Origin of the sequence: uncultured Clostridium sp. (genome assembly GCF_947039605.1) — a bacterium.
GTDB lineage: Bacteria > Bacillota > Clostridia > Clostridiales > Clostridiaceae > Sarcina.
In genome coordinates, this window is sequence record NZ_CAMQZG010000016.1 from 58,015 (window position 1) to 74,753 (window position 16,739).

16 protein-coding genes and 1 pseudogene are annotated in these 16,739 nt (G+C 26.5%); 15 read left to right on the forward strand and 2 right to left on the reverse strand.

Features of this window, described 5'->3' with window-relative positions; all coding sequences use genetic code 11:
- The first annotated feature begins 62 nt into the window (after positions 1–62).
- The 3 genes from uvrC (at position 63) to hisC (ending at position 4,191) form a co-directional block, all read left to right on the forward strand.
- Positions 63–1,931: an excinuclease ABC subunit UvrC gene (gene uvrC, locus Q0V24_RS07840; RefSeq protein ID WP_297520169.1), complete on the forward strand. Its 1,869-nt coding sequence runs from the start codon at positions 63–65 to the stop codon at positions 1,929–1,931.
- Positions 1,932–2,044: 113 nt separating this feature from the next.
- Positions 2,045–2,962 carry a UDP-N-acetylmuramate dehydrogenase gene (gene murB / locus Q0V24_RS07845; RefSeq protein WP_297520171.1) on the forward strand — a complete coding sequence of 306 codons (918 nt, stop codon included), beginning with the start codon at positions 2,045–2,047 and terminating at the stop codon, positions 2,960–2,962.
- Positions 2,963–3,054: 92 nt separating this feature from the next.
- The gene (hisC, locus tag Q0V24_RS07850) at positions 3,055–4,191 is read left to right on the forward strand and encodes a histidinol-phosphate transaminase (RefSeq protein WP_297520173.1); all 1,137 of its coding nucleotides are present in this window, start codon (positions 3,055–3,057) and stop codon (positions 4,189–4,191) included.
- A 151-nt stretch (positions 4,192–4,342) separates the two neighbouring features.
- Here the strand turns inward: hisC and Q0V24_RS07855 are convergent.
- Positions 4,343–4,514 (reverse strand): annotated as a pseudogene (locus tag Q0V24_RS07855) (IS3 family transposase); the annotation flags it as partial.
- A 447-nt stretch (positions 4,515–4,961) separates the two neighbouring features.
- On the opposite strand from Q0V24_RS07855, the gene Q0V24_RS07860 reads away from it, so the two are divergent.
- The 12 genes from Q0V24_RS07860 (at position 4,962) to Q0V24_RS07915 (ending at position 16,075) form a co-directional block, all read left to right on the forward strand.
- Entirely contained in the window at positions 4,962–5,654 is a 693-nt protein-coding gene (locus Q0V24_RS07860) for a Wzz/FepE/Etk N-terminal domain-containing protein (RefSeq protein ID WP_297520175.1), read from the forward strand.
- A 12-nt stretch (positions 5,655–5,666) separates the two neighbouring features.
- Positions 5,667–6,350, forward strand: a complete 684-nt coding sequence (locus Q0V24_RS07865; protein WP_297520177.1) for a CpsD/CapB family tyrosine-protein kinase — start codon at positions 5,667–5,669, stop codon at positions 6,348–6,350.
- A gap of 21 nt (positions 6,351–6,371) precedes the next feature.
- The gene (locus Q0V24_RS07870; protein WP_297520179.1) at positions 6,372–7,133 is read left to right on the forward strand and encodes a CpsB/CapC family capsule biosynthesis tyrosine phosphatase; all 762 of its coding nucleotides are present in this window, start codon (positions 6,372–6,374) and stop codon (positions 7,131–7,133) included.
- A 64-nt stretch (positions 7,134–7,197) separates the two neighbouring features.
- On the forward strand, positions 7,198–7,761 hold the full coding sequence (locus Q0V24_RS07875; RefSeq protein WP_297520181.1) for a sugar transferase: 564 nt from the start codon (positions 7,198–7,200) through the stop codon (positions 7,759–7,761).
- A gap of 20 nt (positions 7,762–7,781) precedes the next feature.
- On the forward strand, positions 7,782–8,546 hold the full coding sequence (locus Q0V24_RS07880; RefSeq protein ID WP_297520183.1) for a glycosyltransferase family 2 protein: 765 nt from the start codon (positions 7,782–7,784) through the stop codon (positions 8,544–8,546).
- 17 nt (positions 8,547–8,563) lie between these two features.
- A complete protein-coding gene (locus tag Q0V24_RS07885; protein ID WP_297520185.1) occupies positions 8,564–9,856 on the forward strand; it encodes a UDP-glucose/GDP-mannose dehydrogenase family protein in 1,293 nt (430 codons plus the stop codon).
- Between the two features lie 32 nt (positions 9,857–9,888).
- Positions 9,889–10,761, forward strand: a complete 873-nt coding sequence (locus Q0V24_RS07890; RefSeq protein WP_297520187.1) for an ATP-grasp fold amidoligase family protein — start codon at positions 9,889–9,891, stop codon at positions 10,759–10,761.
- 21 nt (positions 10,762–10,782) lie between these two features.
- The gene (locus Q0V24_RS07895) at positions 10,783–11,565 is read left to right on the forward strand and encodes a glycosyltransferase family A protein (protein WP_297520190.1); all 783 of its coding nucleotides are present in this window, start codon (positions 10,783–10,785) and stop codon (positions 11,563–11,565) included.
- A 95-nt stretch (positions 11,566–11,660) separates the two neighbouring features.
- Positions 11,661–12,623, forward strand: coding sequence for a glycosyltransferase (locus Q0V24_RS07900; RefSeq protein ID WP_297520192.1), 963 nt, complete (start codon positions 11,661–11,663; stop codon positions 12,621–12,623).
- Complete coding sequence (locus tag Q0V24_RS07905) at positions 12,623–13,630, forward strand: EpsG family protein (protein ID WP_297520194.1); 1,008 nt, start codon at positions 12,623–12,625, stop codon at positions 13,628–13,630. Before Q0V24_RS07900 ends, Q0V24_RS07905 begins: the two co-directional genes overlap by 1 nt.
- An 11-nt stretch (positions 13,631–13,641) precedes the next feature.
- Positions 13,642–14,964: a lipopolysaccharide biosynthesis protein gene (locus Q0V24_RS07910; protein WP_297520196.1), complete on the forward strand. Its 1,323-nt coding sequence runs from the start codon at positions 13,642–13,644 to the stop codon at positions 14,962–14,964.
- Positions 14,965–14,980: 16 nt separating this feature from the next.
- Complete coding sequence (locus Q0V24_RS07915) at positions 14,981–16,075, forward strand: glycosyltransferase (RefSeq protein WP_297520198.1); 1,095 nt, start codon at positions 14,981–14,983, stop codon at positions 16,073–16,075.
- A gap of 204 nt (positions 16,076–16,279) precedes the next feature.
- Here the strand turns inward: Q0V24_RS07915 and Q0V24_RS17095 are convergent, their stop codons facing one another.
- Complete coding sequence (locus tag Q0V24_RS17095; protein ID WP_366938287.1) at positions 16,280–16,687, reverse strand: transposase; 408 nt, start codon at positions 16,685–16,687, stop codon at positions 16,280–16,282.
- Positions 16,688–16,739 lie beyond the last annotated feature (52 nt).

Sequence of the window (16,739 nt, forward strand, 5' to 3'; positions counted from 1 at the left end):
TAAATAAAATTTTGGTATAATCGATAAAAGAGAAAAGAATTTTTATAATGGGAGGATGAAATATGTTTGATTTTGTGCATCAACTAAAAGTATTACCGGATAAGCCAGGAGTTTATCAAATGAAAAATTCGCTTGGTGAAGTTATCTATGTAGGAAAAGCAAAGATATTAAAAAATAGAGTAAGACAATATTTTCAAAACTCAAAAAATCATCCTGAAAAAGTGAAAAAGATGGTTTCAAATATTTCTGAATTTGAATATATAGTGACGGATTCAGAAATAGAAGCATTACTTTTAGAGTGTACTTTAATTAAAAAGTTTAAACCGAAATATAATATTCTTTTAAAAGATGATAAACATTATCCATTTATAAAAATTACAGTTAATGAAGAGTATCCAAGGGTTTTTATAACTAGGAAATATATAAGAGATGGTTCAAAGTATTTTGGGCCTTATATAAATGTTCATGCTGTAAATGAAGTTATGTATCTAATTAGAAGGCTATTTCCAATTAGAACATCTATAAAACCTAGTAAAGAAACAGGTGAGTATATTGATGCTAATGATGGATTCCAAATGCATTTTTGTGAATTACCAGAGGATGGTCTTATTTACAAGGATGAGTATAAGAAAATGATAGATGAAGTAATTGATATTTTAGCTGGTAAAAACAAAAAAATAATTAGTGAAATAAAAGGTGAGATGGAAGTTGCAGCAGAGAGTTTAGAATTTGAAAAAGCGGCAACACTAAGAGATAGACTTAAAGCTATTGAAACAATATCTCAAAAACAAAAGATTATAACACCTAAAGTGGGGGATGAAGACTATATTGATATTTATTCTGATGATAGAAATACATCTATTCAAATATTTTTTCATAGAGAAGGAAAAATATTTGGTAGAGAACATTTTATGATAAATAATACAGCAGCTGTTAGTAAAGGTGCTATAATACATGAGTTTATGCTTAGTTTTTATGGTGGAACAGCACAGATACCTAAAAATATTTATGTATCAGAGATTGAGGATATGGAGCTTTTAGAAGAGTTTTTATCAGAAAAAAGAGAGAGCAGAGTTCATATAAAAGTACCTATAAAAGGGGAAAAGAAAGAAACTTTAGATATGGTATGGAATAATGCTAAGGCAACGTTAGAGCAGTTTAGAGATAAAATCATAAAAGATAAAGAGAACAATGAGTTAGCCTTAGCACAGCTTCAAACTATATTAGATTTAGATATGATTCCTCATAGAATAGAGGCTTATGATATTTCTAATATACAAGGTGTAGATTCAGTTGGAACAATGGTTGTTTTTGAAGAAGGTAAATCTAAGAATTCAGATTATAGAAGATTTAAGATTAAAACAGTTTATGGACCTAATGATTATGATAGTATGAGAGAAGTTTTAAGTAGAAGATTTGAGCGAGGTCTTGTAGAAATTAAAAATATAAATGATGCACAGCTTCATTATTCAAAAGGAAAGTTTTGTGTTTTTCCAGATATTATAATGATGGATGGTGGAAAAGGGCAGGTTAATGTAGCTATTGATGTGTTAAAGGAGTTTAATATCAATATTCCAGTTTGTGGACTTGTTAAGGATGATAGTCATAGGACTAGAGGCATAATTTATAATGGTGAAGAGATTTCTGTGGGACGAACATCTAAACTTATGCATATGATAACTAGAGTTCAAGATGAAGTTCATAGGTATGCAATTACTTATCATAGGTCACTTAGGGATAAAACTACATTTAATTCGGTGCTAGAGGAGATACCAAAAGTTGGTCCAAAGAGAAGAAGAGAACTTTTAATCAAATTTGGGAGCATAGAAAAAATTAAAATTGCTACTTTTGAAGAACTTTTAGATACACCATCAATAGATAAAATATCAGCTGAAAATATTGTAAAATTTTTTAAAACTATCCAAAAATAGAAAAATAAATAGTAGAATATATAAATTATTTATAAAATAAAGCCTAAATACTTGATAAGACAGGTATAATTACTTATACTAAAAAATGATAATAAAAAAGAGGGAGTTGTATCATGAACCAGTACAAGGATTTTAAAGATATATTAGTGGAATATTGTGGTCAAGAAAATGTAATAGTAGATGCTCTTATGAAAGAACATACTTGTTTTAAAGTTGGAGGACCAGCAGATATATTAGTAACTCCATCAACAGCTAAAGAAATAGCAAAGATTGTTGCTATTTGTAGAAAAAATAACATTCCATACATAGTGATAGGAAATGGTTCAAACATCTTAGTTAAAGATGGTGGAATTGATGGAGTTGTTATTAAATTGGAAAAAATGAAAAAAATTGAAGTTAATGAAAATAAAATAAAAGCAGATTGTGGAGCTATGCTTGCAGATGTATCAAAGCTTGCAGTTAAGCACTCTTTAACAGGAGCAGAGTTTGCGTGTGGAATACCTGGAACTATAGGTGGAGCTGTATTTATGAATGCAGGAGCTTATAATGGTGAGATGTCATTTATAATGGAAGAGGCAGAAGTTTTAGATAAAGATGGTAATGTAATAACATTACACAAAGATCAATTAGAACTTGGCTATAGAACTTCAGCAGTTATGACACATGGGTATATAGTTCTTACAGCAACAATTAGTCTTGAAAAAGGCACAAAAGAAGTAATTGCTGATAGAGTTGATGATCTAACTCATAAAAGAGAAGATAAGCAACCTTTAGAATATGCTTCTGCTGGAAGTACATTTAAAAGACCTGAGGGGTATTTTGCTGGAAAGCTTATACAAGATTCAGGACTTAAAGGTTATACTATTGGGAATGCTTGTGTTTCAGAGAAGCACTCAGGATTTGTTATAAACAAAGGTGGAGCTTCAGCAAGTGATATTTTAGCTGTTATTAAACATGTTCAAGATACTGTAAAAGTAAATTTTGACGTTGAATTACATACAGAAGTTAGAATAATAGGAAAAGACAAGTAAACAAAGACATTAAAGTATCCTTATATATTTTGAATATATAGGGATATTTTTTTATATAAATATTAAAGCAAGAAAAACAAGGGGGCTAAAAAATGAGTTTTAAAGTAAGGGAAGAAATTAATGATGTGGCAAAGTATATAGCAGGAAAGCCTATTGGTGAGGTGAAAAGAGAACTTGGTCTTTCAAAGGTAGTAAAAATGGCATCAAATGAAAATCCATTAGGATGCTCAGAAAAAGTTAAAGAAACTTTGAAAGGGTTAGTTGATGAAACTTATTTATACCCAGATGCAAGCAATCATGAATTATTAAAGGTTTTAGCAGAAAAATTAAAGGTAGATACAGAAGAAATATTTTTAGGTGGAGGCTCTAGTTCACTTATAAAAGTTATTTGTAATACAATTCTTTCAAGTGGTGATGAATCTATAATAGCAGATTTAACTTTTCCACTTTATGAAAACTACACAAAACTTATGGGCGCAAAAGTAGTTAAAGTTCCTTTGAAAAATATGAAGTTAGATTTAAGTAAAATGGTTGCGGCTATAACAGAAAAAACAAAGGTTATATGGTTTTGTAATCCTAATAATCCAACAGGAACTATTTTTACACATGAGGAGTTTAAAAGGGCACTAGGAAGAATACCAAGTAATGTTTTAGTTGTTATGGATGAGGCATATATAGAGTATGTTACAGAACCAGCATTTCCAGATAGTTTAGAAATAAGAAAAAATAGAAAAAATTTTCTAATTCTTAGAACATTTTCAAAGGCATATGGTCTTGCATCTCTTAGAGTAGGTTATGGGATAGCAGATAAAGAGCTTGTGGAGTATTTTAATAGAGTTATAAACCCATTTGAAGTTAATTTATATGCTCAAAGAGCAGCAGTTTCAGCACTTAAAGATAGTGAGTTTCTTTGCACAGTTATAATGTATAATCATATTGAAAGAGATAAATTATATAAGGGATTAGAAATTTTAGGTCTTGAATATATTAAGTCACAAGCTAATTTCATTTTGTTTAAAGTAAATGGAGATGATAAAAAATTAGCTAATTTCTTGTTATCTAAAGGATTTATAATAAGACCAGGATATCTTTTAGGGTGTGAAGGTTATATTAGAGTGAGTATGGGAACAGAAGAGGAGAATAAAGAATTTTTAGAACTTGTTGGTGAATATATAAATTTAGAAAAAGCAAATAATGAGTTAATTAAATTAGAAAAAGAGAATATATAAGCCAGAATTATACTTTGTTTCGTATTGATTTCTGTAAGTAGCAGAATTAGTAGAGTGTAAATCAAGTGAAATATATTTTGGCAGTTCAATAGAATAAATAATATCAGTATGGACTTACATCAATATCTTGGACAAAAAAATGATTTTTTTTCTAGACTATATTCCTTGCTAGTAGTTCTACTTCATTTGGAGTTTTATAATCTAGTGTTGAATATGGTCTTTTACTGTTATATCAGATTTCTATAAACTTCTTCTTTTTTTATAATTGCGTGGAATGATTCAATACAGGCGTTATCATACGGAGATTCCTTTTTACTAAAAGATTGTATCATATCAGAGTCTTTACACAGATTTACCGTTTTTTTTCATGATATTATATCATGTCCGAATATTTTATGTTCAATTTATTGTAACCTATTCATATTCTAACATTCCTTAATTTAATGATATTGGTATTAGATATGGTTCTTGTTTTTTTGTGAATTATTTAAATTATTCAAATTTATATTTATTTTATGAATAGCATATAAGTTTTAATTTGAAAAAGTTATGAAAATTGAGGGTATTTAAGAGCATCTAATTTATACGAATAGATAAAAAAATTATTTATTTGATTAATTTTATAAAAAAATCAAAAAATTATAATAGAAGTGGAGAAAATTAGTTAAAAAATTGAACAAATAGTTAATATTATATAATTATTGTTAAGTGATTATAAGTATGGTATTCTGATAGATGGAAATTAAAAAAAGAATTATATTGGAGGTAGAATGAATAAAGAATCGATAAAAATTGAAGATATAATATATGCATTGAAAAAAAGATGGATAATGATAATTAGTGTGATGGTGGCTGGTATTTTAATTGCAGCTATATTAAGCTTTTTTATAATAAAGCCTAAATATGAAACTGAAGTTAAAGTATTTATCGGAAAAAAAATTACAGTGGGAGAGTCCAATCTATATGATAATAATGAAGTAAATATGTATCAAAATCTTATGAAAACTTATGCACAAGTAATAGGTACAAAGGATTTAGTTTCACAAGCTTTAAGGGTTATAAATCAACCTAATACAGTAGAAGATGTTAATAAAACACTTGAAAATCTTAAGGTTATACCTAGCATAAATACACAAATATTAGATATAACATATGAAAGTGAGAATAAAGCAGAGGTTGTACCAATAATAACTGCAATTACTAATGTGTTTATAAATCAATCAAGTGAAATTATACCAAATGGGAATGTACAAATTATAGAAAATGCGCAGGTTCCTCAAAATTCAGTTAGTCCTAATAAAAAATTAAATATAGTGATTGGAGGAATAGTGGGTCTTTTAATAGGTATAGCAATTGCATTACTATTAGAATATTTAGATAATACAATTAAAAACAAAGATGAATTAGAAGCTTTATTGGGATATCCTGTTATAGGAAGTATTCAATATATTGATGAATTATAGGAGGAATATAATATGTTTATAGTAGAAAAAGAACCAAAGTCATTAATAACGGAGGAGTATAAAACATTAAGAACAAATATACAGTATTCTTCTTATGAGAAAAAATTAGAAGTTATACTTGTTACAAGCAGTAACCCAAAAGAAGGAAAATCAACAACAGCGGGAAATTTATTAATCTCATTAGCACAAGATAATAAAAAAGTAATAATAATAGATTGTGATTTGAGAAGGCCAACTATACATAAAAAATTCAAATTAAGTAATAATAGTGGATTGAGTGAGGTAATTGTTGGTAGAAGTAAATTTCACGAATGTGTACAAGAATACAGTGAAAATATTGATATTTTAACAGCGGGTAAAATACCACCAAATCCTTCTGAACTTTTAGGTTCTAGAACTATGCGAAAGCTTATTGAAAAGTTAAAAGAATTTTATGATTATATTATAATTGATACACCACCATTATTAAGTGTTACAGATGCTCAAATATTGTCATCTATGGTAGATGGAGTAGTATTTGTAGTTAGAGCAAATAAAACGAAGAAGGATGATATACTTCAGGCGAAAAAAAATTTAGAAAGAGTTTCGGCTAATGTAATTGGGACTATTTTACATGGAGTTAGTAAGAAAGAAAATAAGAATAAATATTACTATGGAGAAGTAGAAAAAACAAGAAAAAAGAGATCAAAACATTAATAAAAGTTTGAGAGGTTCAAAATGATAGATATTCATAGTCATATAATCCCAGGGATCGATGATGGCGCAAAAGATAAAAAAACATCAATAGAAATGTTAAGAATGGCAGAAGAAAATGGGACAAGTAAAATTGTTTTAACACCACATTATTATAGAGGGAAATTTACTATAGCTAGGAATGAAGTATTAAAGTGTGCTGAGGAAGTTAAAAAATATGTTAAAGAAAATAATATTAATATAGATATATATGTAGGCCAAGAAGTCTATTTTACTAAATCTATACTTGAATATCTAGAGTCTGGAGAAATTGGCACTATTAATAATTCAAGATATATGCTTATTGAATTTGATATGGTACATATAGATAAAGATATAATAGATACTTTATATGAGTTGAAAGTTAGAGGGATAGTACCTATAATAGCTCATCCAGAGAGATATATTGAATTTCAAAAAAAACCGGAAATGATAAATAAATTTATAGAAGAGGGGTATTTATTTCAGATAAATGTAGGAAGTATAGTTGGAGGTTTTGGAAAAGAGGCTAAAATTTTAGCAGAAAAATTTTTGAAAAATGGAATTTATAACTTTTTTGGATCAGATGCTCATGGAATGGGTAGAAGAACTAGTGATATTAGTAAATATAAAATAGAGTTAGAAAAGGTAAGACCTAATTTCATAAAAGAAGGGACTAAAAATGCTCAAGATATGTTAGATAATAAAGTAGTGAAATTTTATGGTAGAAAAATAGAAATCAAAAAAAAGAAATTTATATTTTTTTAAAAGACATAAATGAAGTTAGAAAAAAGTTCATATTTAAAAATAATGAAAATTTGAGGGAGAGAAAATGAAAAGAATATTTGATTTTAGTATAAGTTTAATATTAAGTATGCTTCTTATCCCAATAATAGTTTTAGTTGTTATTGCAGTAAAGGTGACATCAAAGGGTCCAATAATATTTAAACAAAAAAGAGTAGGTAGGTATAATGAGGAGTTTGAAATATATAAGTTTAGAACTATGAAAACTAACACTCCAAATGTTGCAACTAAAGATTTAGGTCAAAATAGTAGCGATTATTTAACAACTATAGGTAGTTTTTTAAGAAAAGCAAGTTTAGATGAAATACCACAACTTTTTAATGTTATAAAGGGAGATATGAGCCTAGTTGGACCAAGACCTATTATAGGAAAAGAAAAGAAGTTAATAGAGTTGAGGAAAGAAAAAGATATCCACAGTATATTACCAGGTATAACAGGTTTAGCCCAGATAAATGGTAGAGATGATTTATCTGTAGAGCAAAAAGTTTTTTTAGATGAGGTTTATATGCATGATAAGAGCAAAATTAAAGATATAAAAATTTTATATAGAACTATTTTTAAAGTTGCAAAACGAGAAGGAATAGTATATTAAAAATGATGGGAGTGACAAAAATGAAATTTGATAATCAAACGAAAGATTTGATTTCTATTGTTATGCCAGTGTATAATGCATCAGAATTTATTGCAGAGTCAATAGATTCAATAATGATCCAAACATATAAAAAATGGGAATTGATTTTAGTTGATGATTGTTCAGTTGATGAGAGTCCAGAGATAATTAAAAAATATACAGTAGATAATAGGATTAAGTATATTAAACTTGAAAAAAATAGTGGTGCAGCAGTAGCAAGGAATATAGGGCTTGCTACTGCAAAGGGACGTTATATTGCATTTTTAGATAGTGATGATATTTGGAATAAAGAAAAATTAGATAAGCAATTGAAATTCATGAAAGAAAAGCGAGTAGGATTTACATTTACAGAGTACAGTCTTATGGATGAGAGTGGTCAATCTTTAAATAAGATAATGAAAGTTCATGATATTATTGACTATAAATACTTACTAGGAAATACAATAATAGGATGTTCAACAGTTGTTATTGATAGAGAAATAATAGGTGATGTTAAAATGCCTAATATAAGAAGCAGACAAGATGGAGCAACTTGGTTGAAAATTTTAAGAGAAGGCAATAATGCATATGGAATAGCTGAGTGTTTAACGAAATATAGAATTGTTAAAAATTCTGTTTCAAGAAATAAAATAAAAGCAGCAAAAAAAATCTGGTATGTATATAGAGAAATAGAACATTTGAATTTATTTGTAGCAATGAAGTATTTTATGCTTTATTCATATAATGCTGTTGTAAAAAGAATTTAAGAGGAGGAGTAGTAGTTATGAAAATAGTAGTTGCAGGAACAGGATATGTGGGTCTAGTAACAGGAGTATGCCTTGCAGAGGTTGGAAATAATGTTACTTGTGTTGATCTTAATGAAGAGAAAATAGAAGTTCTTAAAAGTGGTAAATCGCCTATATATGAAAATGATTTAGAGGAGTTATTACAGAAGAATCAAAAAGAAAATAAGTTATTTTTTACAACGGATTATAAGGATGCTTATAAGGATGCTAATGTAGTTTTCATAGGCGTTGGAACACCTGAGAGAGAAGATGGATCAGCAAATTTAGATTATGTTTTTGGTGTTTGCAAACAAGTAGCTGAAAATTTAAAAAATGACTGTTTAGTAGTAATAAAATCAACTGTTCCGATTGGAACAAATGATAGAGTTGAAGAATTTTTAAATGAAAATGTTAAGGCTGGAATAAATATAGAAGTTGCATCAAATCCAGAGTTTTTAGCACAGGGAAGTGCTGTTAGAGATACCCTAAAAGCTAGTAGAATTGTTATTGGTATAGAATCAAAAAATGCAGAGAATATATTAACTCAAATATATAGTGAGTTTAAACAACCAATAGTTGTCACGAATAGAAGAAGTGCAGAGATGATTAAATATGCTTCAAATGACTTTTTAGCATTGAAAATATCATATATTAATGAAGTTGCAAACTTATGTGAAATCGTTGGAGCAAATATAGAACAGGTAACTGAAGGTATGGGCTATGATCCGAGAATAGGTAATAAATTTTTAAGCGCAGGCCTTGGATATGGTGGGTCATGTTTTCCAAAAGATACTAAAGCATTGCATTGGCTTGCAAATGATAATGGTTATGAAATAAAGACTATTAAGGCTGCAATAGAGGTGAATGAAACTCAAAAATATAAAATGTTTAGAAGAGCTAAACGAATTATGGATGGTTTTAAAGGAAAAAAAGTTGCGATACTTGGATTAACATTTAAACCAGGTACAGATGATTTAAGAGAGGCGCCATCGATACCTAATGTTAGAAGATTACTTGATGAAGGTGCAGCAATTATAGTTTATGATCCAGTTGGAATGGATAATTTTAAAAAAATATATCCAATAGAGATTTCATATGCAAAGAGTGCTATTGAGGCTATAAATGGTGTAGATATGGTATTTATATTTACAGAATGGAATGATATTAAAAATCTAAAAATTCAAGATTTTAAAGAGAATATGAGTAAACCAGCAATATTTGATGGTAGAAATTGTTTTAATATTAAAGAAATGGAAAAAGAGGGGATTCTATATCAATCTGTAGGTAGATAATAATTTATTAAACTTTAAAGAGAGGAATATATATGAATAAAAATATGAAAAAAGTAGGATTGGGTTGCACAAAAATGATAGCTAAAGTTAGTCCTATAACTTTGAGTAAGATACTATATAAGATAAAATTTGGTAAGCCTTTAGATTTGAAAAATCCAAAGGGTTTTAATGAGAAATTACAATGGTTGAAATTTAATTATAATAATCCTTTAGTTGCACAATGTGGAGATAAATATGATATGCACTCATATGTTAAATCTAAGGGATGCGAATCAGTTTTGAATGAAGTATATGGAGTTTACCGTAATGTTAGCGAAATAGATTATAATAAGTTGCCTGGAAAATTTGTTTTAAAAGGCACTCATGGGTGTGGGTTTAATATAATATGTACAAATAAAGAAATGTTAGATATCGAGAAAACAAATAAACTTTTAGTTAAATGGTTAAAAACAAATTATGCTCTTGTTTGGGGAGAAGTTCATTATGGAAAAATGGAACCTAAAATAATAGTAGAAAAGTTTATAGAAGGAAGTAATGAGCATACATTAGAAGATTATAAGATTTTTTGTTTTGATGGAAAGCCATATTGTACTATGATATGCAAAGATAGAAAAAGTGGACAAGGAAAAGCACAATATCATTATTATGATAAAAATTGGAAAACTATAGATTGGTGTAATAATGATGCTGAGTATACTCCAAAACCTAAAAGTTTTGAGGCTATGATTAAATATAGTGAAATATTAAGTAAAGGCTTCCCTTTTGTAAGAATGGATTTTTATGATACTAAAAGTGGACCTATACTTGGTGAAATGACATTTACGCCATGTGCAGCATTAGATACAGATTACAGTGTAGAGGGAGAGCGAATTCTTGGAGATATGATTAGAATATCAAATTTATAAGATACTTTGTGGAGGGTTAATTTGAAGATAGAAATTTTAGTAGCATCGATGAGTAGTACTCCTAGTTTAATTAAAGAAATGAAGATTAAAACAGGAGCAGTTGTAGTGAGTCAAGAAGATAAAAATGAAACAAGCTATATAAATAATTATGGTCAAGAAATAAAATTTATCAGAAGTGATAATAGAGGAGTCGGAAGAAGTAGAAATTTAGCAATAATAAATGCAACGGCAGATATATGTCTTATAGCGGATGAAGATATGATTTATGTAGATAATTATGAAAAAATAGTTTTTGATGAATTTAAAAAAAGACCAGATGCTGACATAATATTATTTAGTATAGAAAGCCTTAATCCTGATAGACCTTGCTATGAGGAAACTAGAAATCATATTGTAAACAAATTAAATTTTATGAAGTATGGAGCTTGTAGGGTAGCATTTAGAAGAGAATCAATTTTAAAAAATAATATATTTTTCTCATTAATGTTTGGTGGTGGTGCTAGATATGGATCTGGAGAAGATAGTATATTTTTGAATGATTGCTTAAAATATGGATTAAAAATATATGCATGTACAAAAAAAATAGCTGATGTAAAGCAAGAAGAGTCAAGTTGGTTTACTGGATTTAATAAAAAATATTATTTTGATAAGGGTGCACTTTTTTCAGCAATGGGAAAATATAATTCACTTTTATTAATACCTTTAATGGCGATAAGAGGGAAGAATGAATTTAAAGATAAATTTTCAGTAAAACAAGTCATAGATTTTATGGTTAAAGGACGTAAAGATTATTTAGGAAAATAATAATATATAATAAATTAAGTTTATAAGATACTTTATGATTAATTTGTTATATATTAAAAATTTCCAAGTGATTAATATTATAGGGAGGACTTTAAATGTTACTTAGTATAGTAGTTCCAGTATATAATGTAGAAAGTTACCTAGATAATTGTATAAAAAGTATATTATCAGAATCAAAAGAGTATGAAGTATTATTGATTAATGATGGTTCAACTGATAGAAGTAAGGGAATATGTGAAAAATACGAAAAAAAATTCAGTCAAATAAAGTTGATAAATAAAATGAATGGGGGATTATCATCAGCTAGAAATGAAGGTGTAAAAAATGCTAATGGAAAATATATATTATTTTTAGATAGTGATGATTATTTATTAACTAATAGTATAGATCAAATTATAGAGACTATTAATTTAAAAGATATTGATGTTTTTATGAGTGATTATTATGAAATTTGTGATGAAGTAGAAGTTGGACAGGTTAAATTTGATATAAACAAAAATCAAAAAATAAATGATATTAAAAAACAAATATTTTTTAGTCCAGAGTGTATATGGACGGCCTGGAAATTTATAGTAAAAAAAGAATTTTTAACTCAGAATAATATAATTTTTAAAGAGGGATATCTTCATGAGGATGTTGATTATACAACAAGAATTATTCTAAATATGAATAGTTTTGATTATATGAATTTAAAATGGTATTGTTATAGAATTTCAAGATTAGGTTCAATAATGAATTCAAGAAAAATTAAAAGTACAATTCATACGGCTAAAATAATAATTGATTTAGAAGAATATATACGAAAATCTAAATATAATGAAGAATTCTATTCAATAGTTATGAAACGATTAAGTAAAGTTTTTTTCACAACAATAAGGTATTCAATAAATTCTGATTCAGAGCAGTTGAAAAAGTTAAGTAATATGATAAAAGATAATAAGTTTTTATTAAAAGATTCAACAGAGCTGAAACATAAAATCTTTTATATTATACAAAATACAGTAGGATTTGAAAGAGTTATACATATATTAAAAAAGGTTAAAACTAGGGGAGCATAATGGAAATATATATATTTTTTGCTATTATAATATTTAGTTTAATTATTTATCTAATAAACTCAATATTATTAGATAAAATTTGGTGGGTTATAGTATTTTTTGCATTACTTTATTTTTTAAGTGTACAGGGACTCGTATCACCTGATAGACAAAGATATATAGAGTATTATGTAGATACTGGACTTGGAATGCATAGATTTGTATATGAAAAAGGGTTTATGATTTTAAATAAGTATATGTATCAAGTTGTAGGAATAAATTTTAATGTTGTATTTATGGTTTATTATGTTATTATGGCAACATTTTTTACTTTAGGATTAAAATATATGGCTAAAATAAAGAGAGAGTATATGTTTATTGTATTACTTGTTTTTGCAAATACAATACTTCCAGCAAGTATAATTATAAGACAATTTACGGCTATAGCTATTTGTTTATTCTCTATAAAAATTTTCTTTGAGAAGAAATATATAAAATTTACTATATTAATTATTCTAACAAGTTTCTTACATGCTACAGCACCGATATATTTAGGTGCATGTTTCTTATATATATTTTTAGTAGGAAAGTTTAAAACAAGATATAAAATTTTAGGTGTAGCAGGCCTAATAATTAGTGGATATTTAGTGATACAAATAAATTATATAAATATGAAACTTATAGCTTATACTAATACTCAAGGTATGGTAGATAGAAATAAATTTGGATTATTATTAATATTATTTTTAGTAATTATGATAACTTATATAATTATAATTAGTATTAAAAAAATAAAATTTAAAAATGAATATCAAAAATTTAATTTATTTATGGGAATTATATTTTTTATTATGTATATAGGATTTTATAAATATGGCTTTATGAGTAGAATAGCATATTATTTCCAAGTATTTATGTATGCAGTTATAATAGATTTTATATGCTTAATAGAGAATCAATATATGAGGATAATAGGATTTATCATATATTCACTAGTTATATTAGTTTTAGGTATTAAAATGTACTAATTATTAAAGCGATGCAAAGGAGAAATTTAAAAGTAGATATGATAAAAGATAAGTTAAATAATTTAAAAAATAATCATTTAGGAAAAAGTTTTATAGTTCTTTTATTTGGAAGTGGATTTGGAAGTGCATTATCATTAATAAATCTTACAATAATGATAAATATAATAGGAATAAAAGAAAATGGTACAATACTTATGATACAAGCATATATTGGTCTTTTTACAGGAATATTTTCATTTAAGTCATTTGAAGCTTTAATAAAATACTTAACAGTAACAATACATAATAATGATATTCAAAAAACAAAGGAATATATAAAATTTTCATTCATATTGGATATAATATCAGTTATTTTTGCCTTTATTTTTTCTTATGTATTAATGGGAATTATATTCAAAATGATGGGGTGGCCGATATATTTAAAGCCTTATATTTGTTTATATATAATAGCAATATTGTTTACTGGAACAGGAACTGCTACAGGGATAATAAGAGTATATGATAGATTTAATGATATGGTTAGAATAAATGTTGTTATAGTTTTTATAAAATTTATTTTTTATTTAGTAGCATTTTTTATGAAATTTAAATTTGAATATTTTTTTGCAGTTGAGTTTATATTTGCGATTATAACAAACCTTTCAGTTATAATTCAAGGATTATATGTTTTAAAAGAAAAAAAAATATTGAATTTTTATAAAGTTAAAGTTAAATTTGATAAAGAATACTTTATGTTTAATGTATATAGCAGTTTATATACAACTTTAGATATACCGGTAGAGCAAATAACAACATTTATTTTAAATAAATATTTAGGTTTTTCAGATGTTGGTGTTTATAATATATTAACTAAAATTGGTGGGATTATATTAAAAATAGAAGGGCCATTATCACAAATAATATATCCAGAGATGAATAAAAGAATAGCAAAAGGTGAAAATGAAGGTGCTATTGAATTATATAGAAAATTATTTAAAAATATAGCAATAACAGGTAGTATTTTTAGTCTAATCTTAATTCTAACATATAATTTTTGGATGAGTATATTTATAAAAGATTATATGGTTTATTTTTTAGCTTTTATTATATATTTAATTTTTATTGTTTATACAAGTTCATCAAGAAGTATACACGATTTATTTGTTGCATTAGGATATGTGAAACTAAATGTAAGAATAATATTAATTGTAAATGCTATATATCTACCATTACTTTTCTTTATGATAATTAATTTTCATTTAAATGGTGTAATAGTGGCATTATTAATTCAAGCTTTATTAGTGATAGAAATTAAAAAATATATTTTGAAAAAAAACAAATATAAAAAAATTTAAGGGGAAATTGAATAGTATGGAAAAAATAATGTTTGTAATGCCTAATCTTTCTGGTGGCGGTGCAGAAAAAGTTTTAATAGATATAATAAATAATATAGATATAGAAAAATTTGAAGTAACAGTAGTACTTTTTAAAAAAGAAGGCGTTTATTTAAAATCTATTCCTACTAATGTTAAGTTGATAAGTATGAGTGATAAATTAAAAGGGTCTTGGAGAATTTGGTATAAATTATTCTATATTTTCCCGAATTTTTTTTATAAATTATTTGTAAAAGAAAATTTTGATATAGAGATAGCTTTTATGGAAGGCTGGGCAACAAAATTTGTAGCAAATTCAAACAACAAAGGAAGTAAAAAAATTGCATGGGTCCATTGTGATATTTTTAGCAAACATTGGACAAATCATATGTTTAAAAAAAATGAAGAGAGTGAGTGTTATAACAAATTTAATGAAATTATTTTTGTATCAAATGATTCTAAAGGTCAATTTAATAAATTATTCAAAAATATAAAAACAAAACAAAAAATAATTTATAATCCAGTAATTGCTGATGATGTTTATAGAAAAGCAAATGAGCAAGTTATTAAGTTTGAAGAGTTTACATTTATTTCAGTTGGTAGACTAGATCAACAGAAAGGGTTCGATAGGCTTATAGAAGCTCATAGTAGAATTGTGAAAAAATATCCTCATAAACTTATTATTTTAGGTGAAGGTTTAAGGAGACGTGAAATAGAAAAACAGGTATTTCAGTTAGGTATTGGTAAGAGTGTTGAACTAATGGGATTTAAAAAAAATCCTTATCCTTATATAAAAGCAGCAGATGCTTTTATTTGTTCATCTAGATCTGAGGGATATTCTTTAGTTGTAGTAGAATCTATTATATTAGGAAAAGCGATCTTATCTACAAATGTGAATGGACCTAAGGAAATATTAGAGAATGGAAAGTATGGACTTATATGCGAAAATTCTATTGATGGAATAGAGAATTCTATGAAAATGATTTTAAAGGATAGAAGTTTAGTTGGATTTTATGAACAGAAAAGTGAGGAAAAACAAAAGTTTTTAGATTATGAAAAGTGTATAAAAGAAATTGAAGATTTGTTTCAATAACAAAAGCTAAGTTGTGAGTTTATAAGGTATAAAGTCACAACTTAGAAAAAAATGAAAATACCTTAAATTTATAGGCTAAGAAGATAGTTTGGGTATTTAAGCCATAGCTATTAGATTGGTGATTACATAAATTTCCTTTGTAGTATAATTACCTATAATAGTGCATTTTTACTTGAATAATTTTACAGTTATATATGACCTCTCTTAAGCTATCTTTAATAATTTGAAAATTTCGTTTAACGAAATCCCGTTTTTAGTCGCATTAAAGATAGTTTGTACCTTTTCTTTTTCTAATTCATTTTTCACTTTTTTAAATCCAACATTAAAATGATTTAGAAATTTAGATTTTAGTTTGCAATAGGTATAGTTTAGAAGCATTATCAATAAATAACGTTTAATAGATTTTGTTTTTCGTATTTGATATCCATTTAAACCAAGCTTAGCTTTACATTCTCTGAAGAAAGGTTCTATATCCCAACGTAGATTATAGTGATTTAAAATTTCTGAAATTGAGAGATTAGGATCTAATGAAATAAATGCTTTTAACTCAGAGTTTTTATATAAAGAAGCTTTTGGGTAACTTAAAACTATAGCAATGTTTTTTCTATCGATAGATTGTCAAGTTAACTGCAACACTTCCTCAAAGAATGCTTGAATAGGACTT

What these genes read in the sequence shown, in the direction of transcription:
- murB (WP_297520171.1), top strand. Translation starts at nt 2,045, where the DNA reads ATGAACCAGTACAAGGATTTTAAAGATATATTAGTGGAATATTGTGGT.
- Q0V24_RS07875 (WP_297520181.1), top strand. Translation starts at nt 7,198, where the DNA reads ATGAAAAGAATATTTGATTTTAGTATAAGTTTAATATTAAGTATGCTT.
- Q0V24_RS07915 (WP_297520198.1), top strand. Translation starts at nt 14,981, where the DNA reads ATGGAAAAAATAATGTTTGTAATGCCTAATCTTTCTGGTGGCGGTGCA.
- Q0V24_RS07900 (WP_297520192.1), top strand. Translation starts at nt 11,661, where the DNA reads ATGTTACTTAGTATAGTAGTTCCAGTATATAATGTAGAAAGTTACCTA.
- uvrC (WP_297520169.1), top strand. Translation starts at nt 63, where the DNA reads ATGTTTGATTTTGTGCATCAACTAAAAGTATTACCGGATAAGCCAGGA.
- hisC (WP_297520173.1), top strand. Translation starts at nt 3,055, where the DNA reads ATGAGTTTTAAAGTAAGGGAAGAAATTAATGATGTGGCAAAGTATATA.
- Q0V24_RS07910 (WP_297520196.1), top strand. Translation starts at nt 13,642, where the DNA reads ATGCAAAGGAGAAATTTAAAAGTAGATATGATAAAAGATAAGTTAAAT.
- Q0V24_RS07865 (WP_297520177.1), top strand. Translation starts at nt 5,667, where the DNA reads ATGTTTATAGTAGAAAAAGAACCAAAGTCATTAATAACGGAGGAGTAT.
- Q0V24_RS07885 (WP_297520185.1), top strand. Translation starts at nt 8,564, where the DNA reads ATGAAAATAGTAGTTGCAGGAACAGGATATGTGGGTCTAGTAACAGGA.
- Q0V24_RS07880 (WP_297520183.1), top strand. Translation starts at nt 7,782, where the DNA reads ATGAAATTTGATAATCAAACGAAAGATTTGATTTCTATTGTTATGCCA.
- Q0V24_RS07870 (WP_297520179.1), top strand. Translation starts at nt 6,372, where the DNA reads ATGATAGATATTCATAGTCATATAATCCCAGGGATCGATGATGGCGCA.
- Q0V24_RS07860 (WP_297520175.1), top strand. Translation starts at nt 4,962, where the DNA reads ATGAATAAAGAATCGATAAAAATTGAAGATATAATATATGCATTGAAA.
- Q0V24_RS07890 (WP_297520187.1), top strand. Translation starts at nt 9,889, where the DNA reads ATGAATAAAAATATGAAAAAAGTAGGATTGGGTTGCACAAAAATGATA.
- Q0V24_RS07905 (WP_297520194.1), top strand. Translation starts at nt 12,623, where the DNA reads ATGGAAATATATATATTTTTTGCTATTATAATATTTAGTTTAATTATT.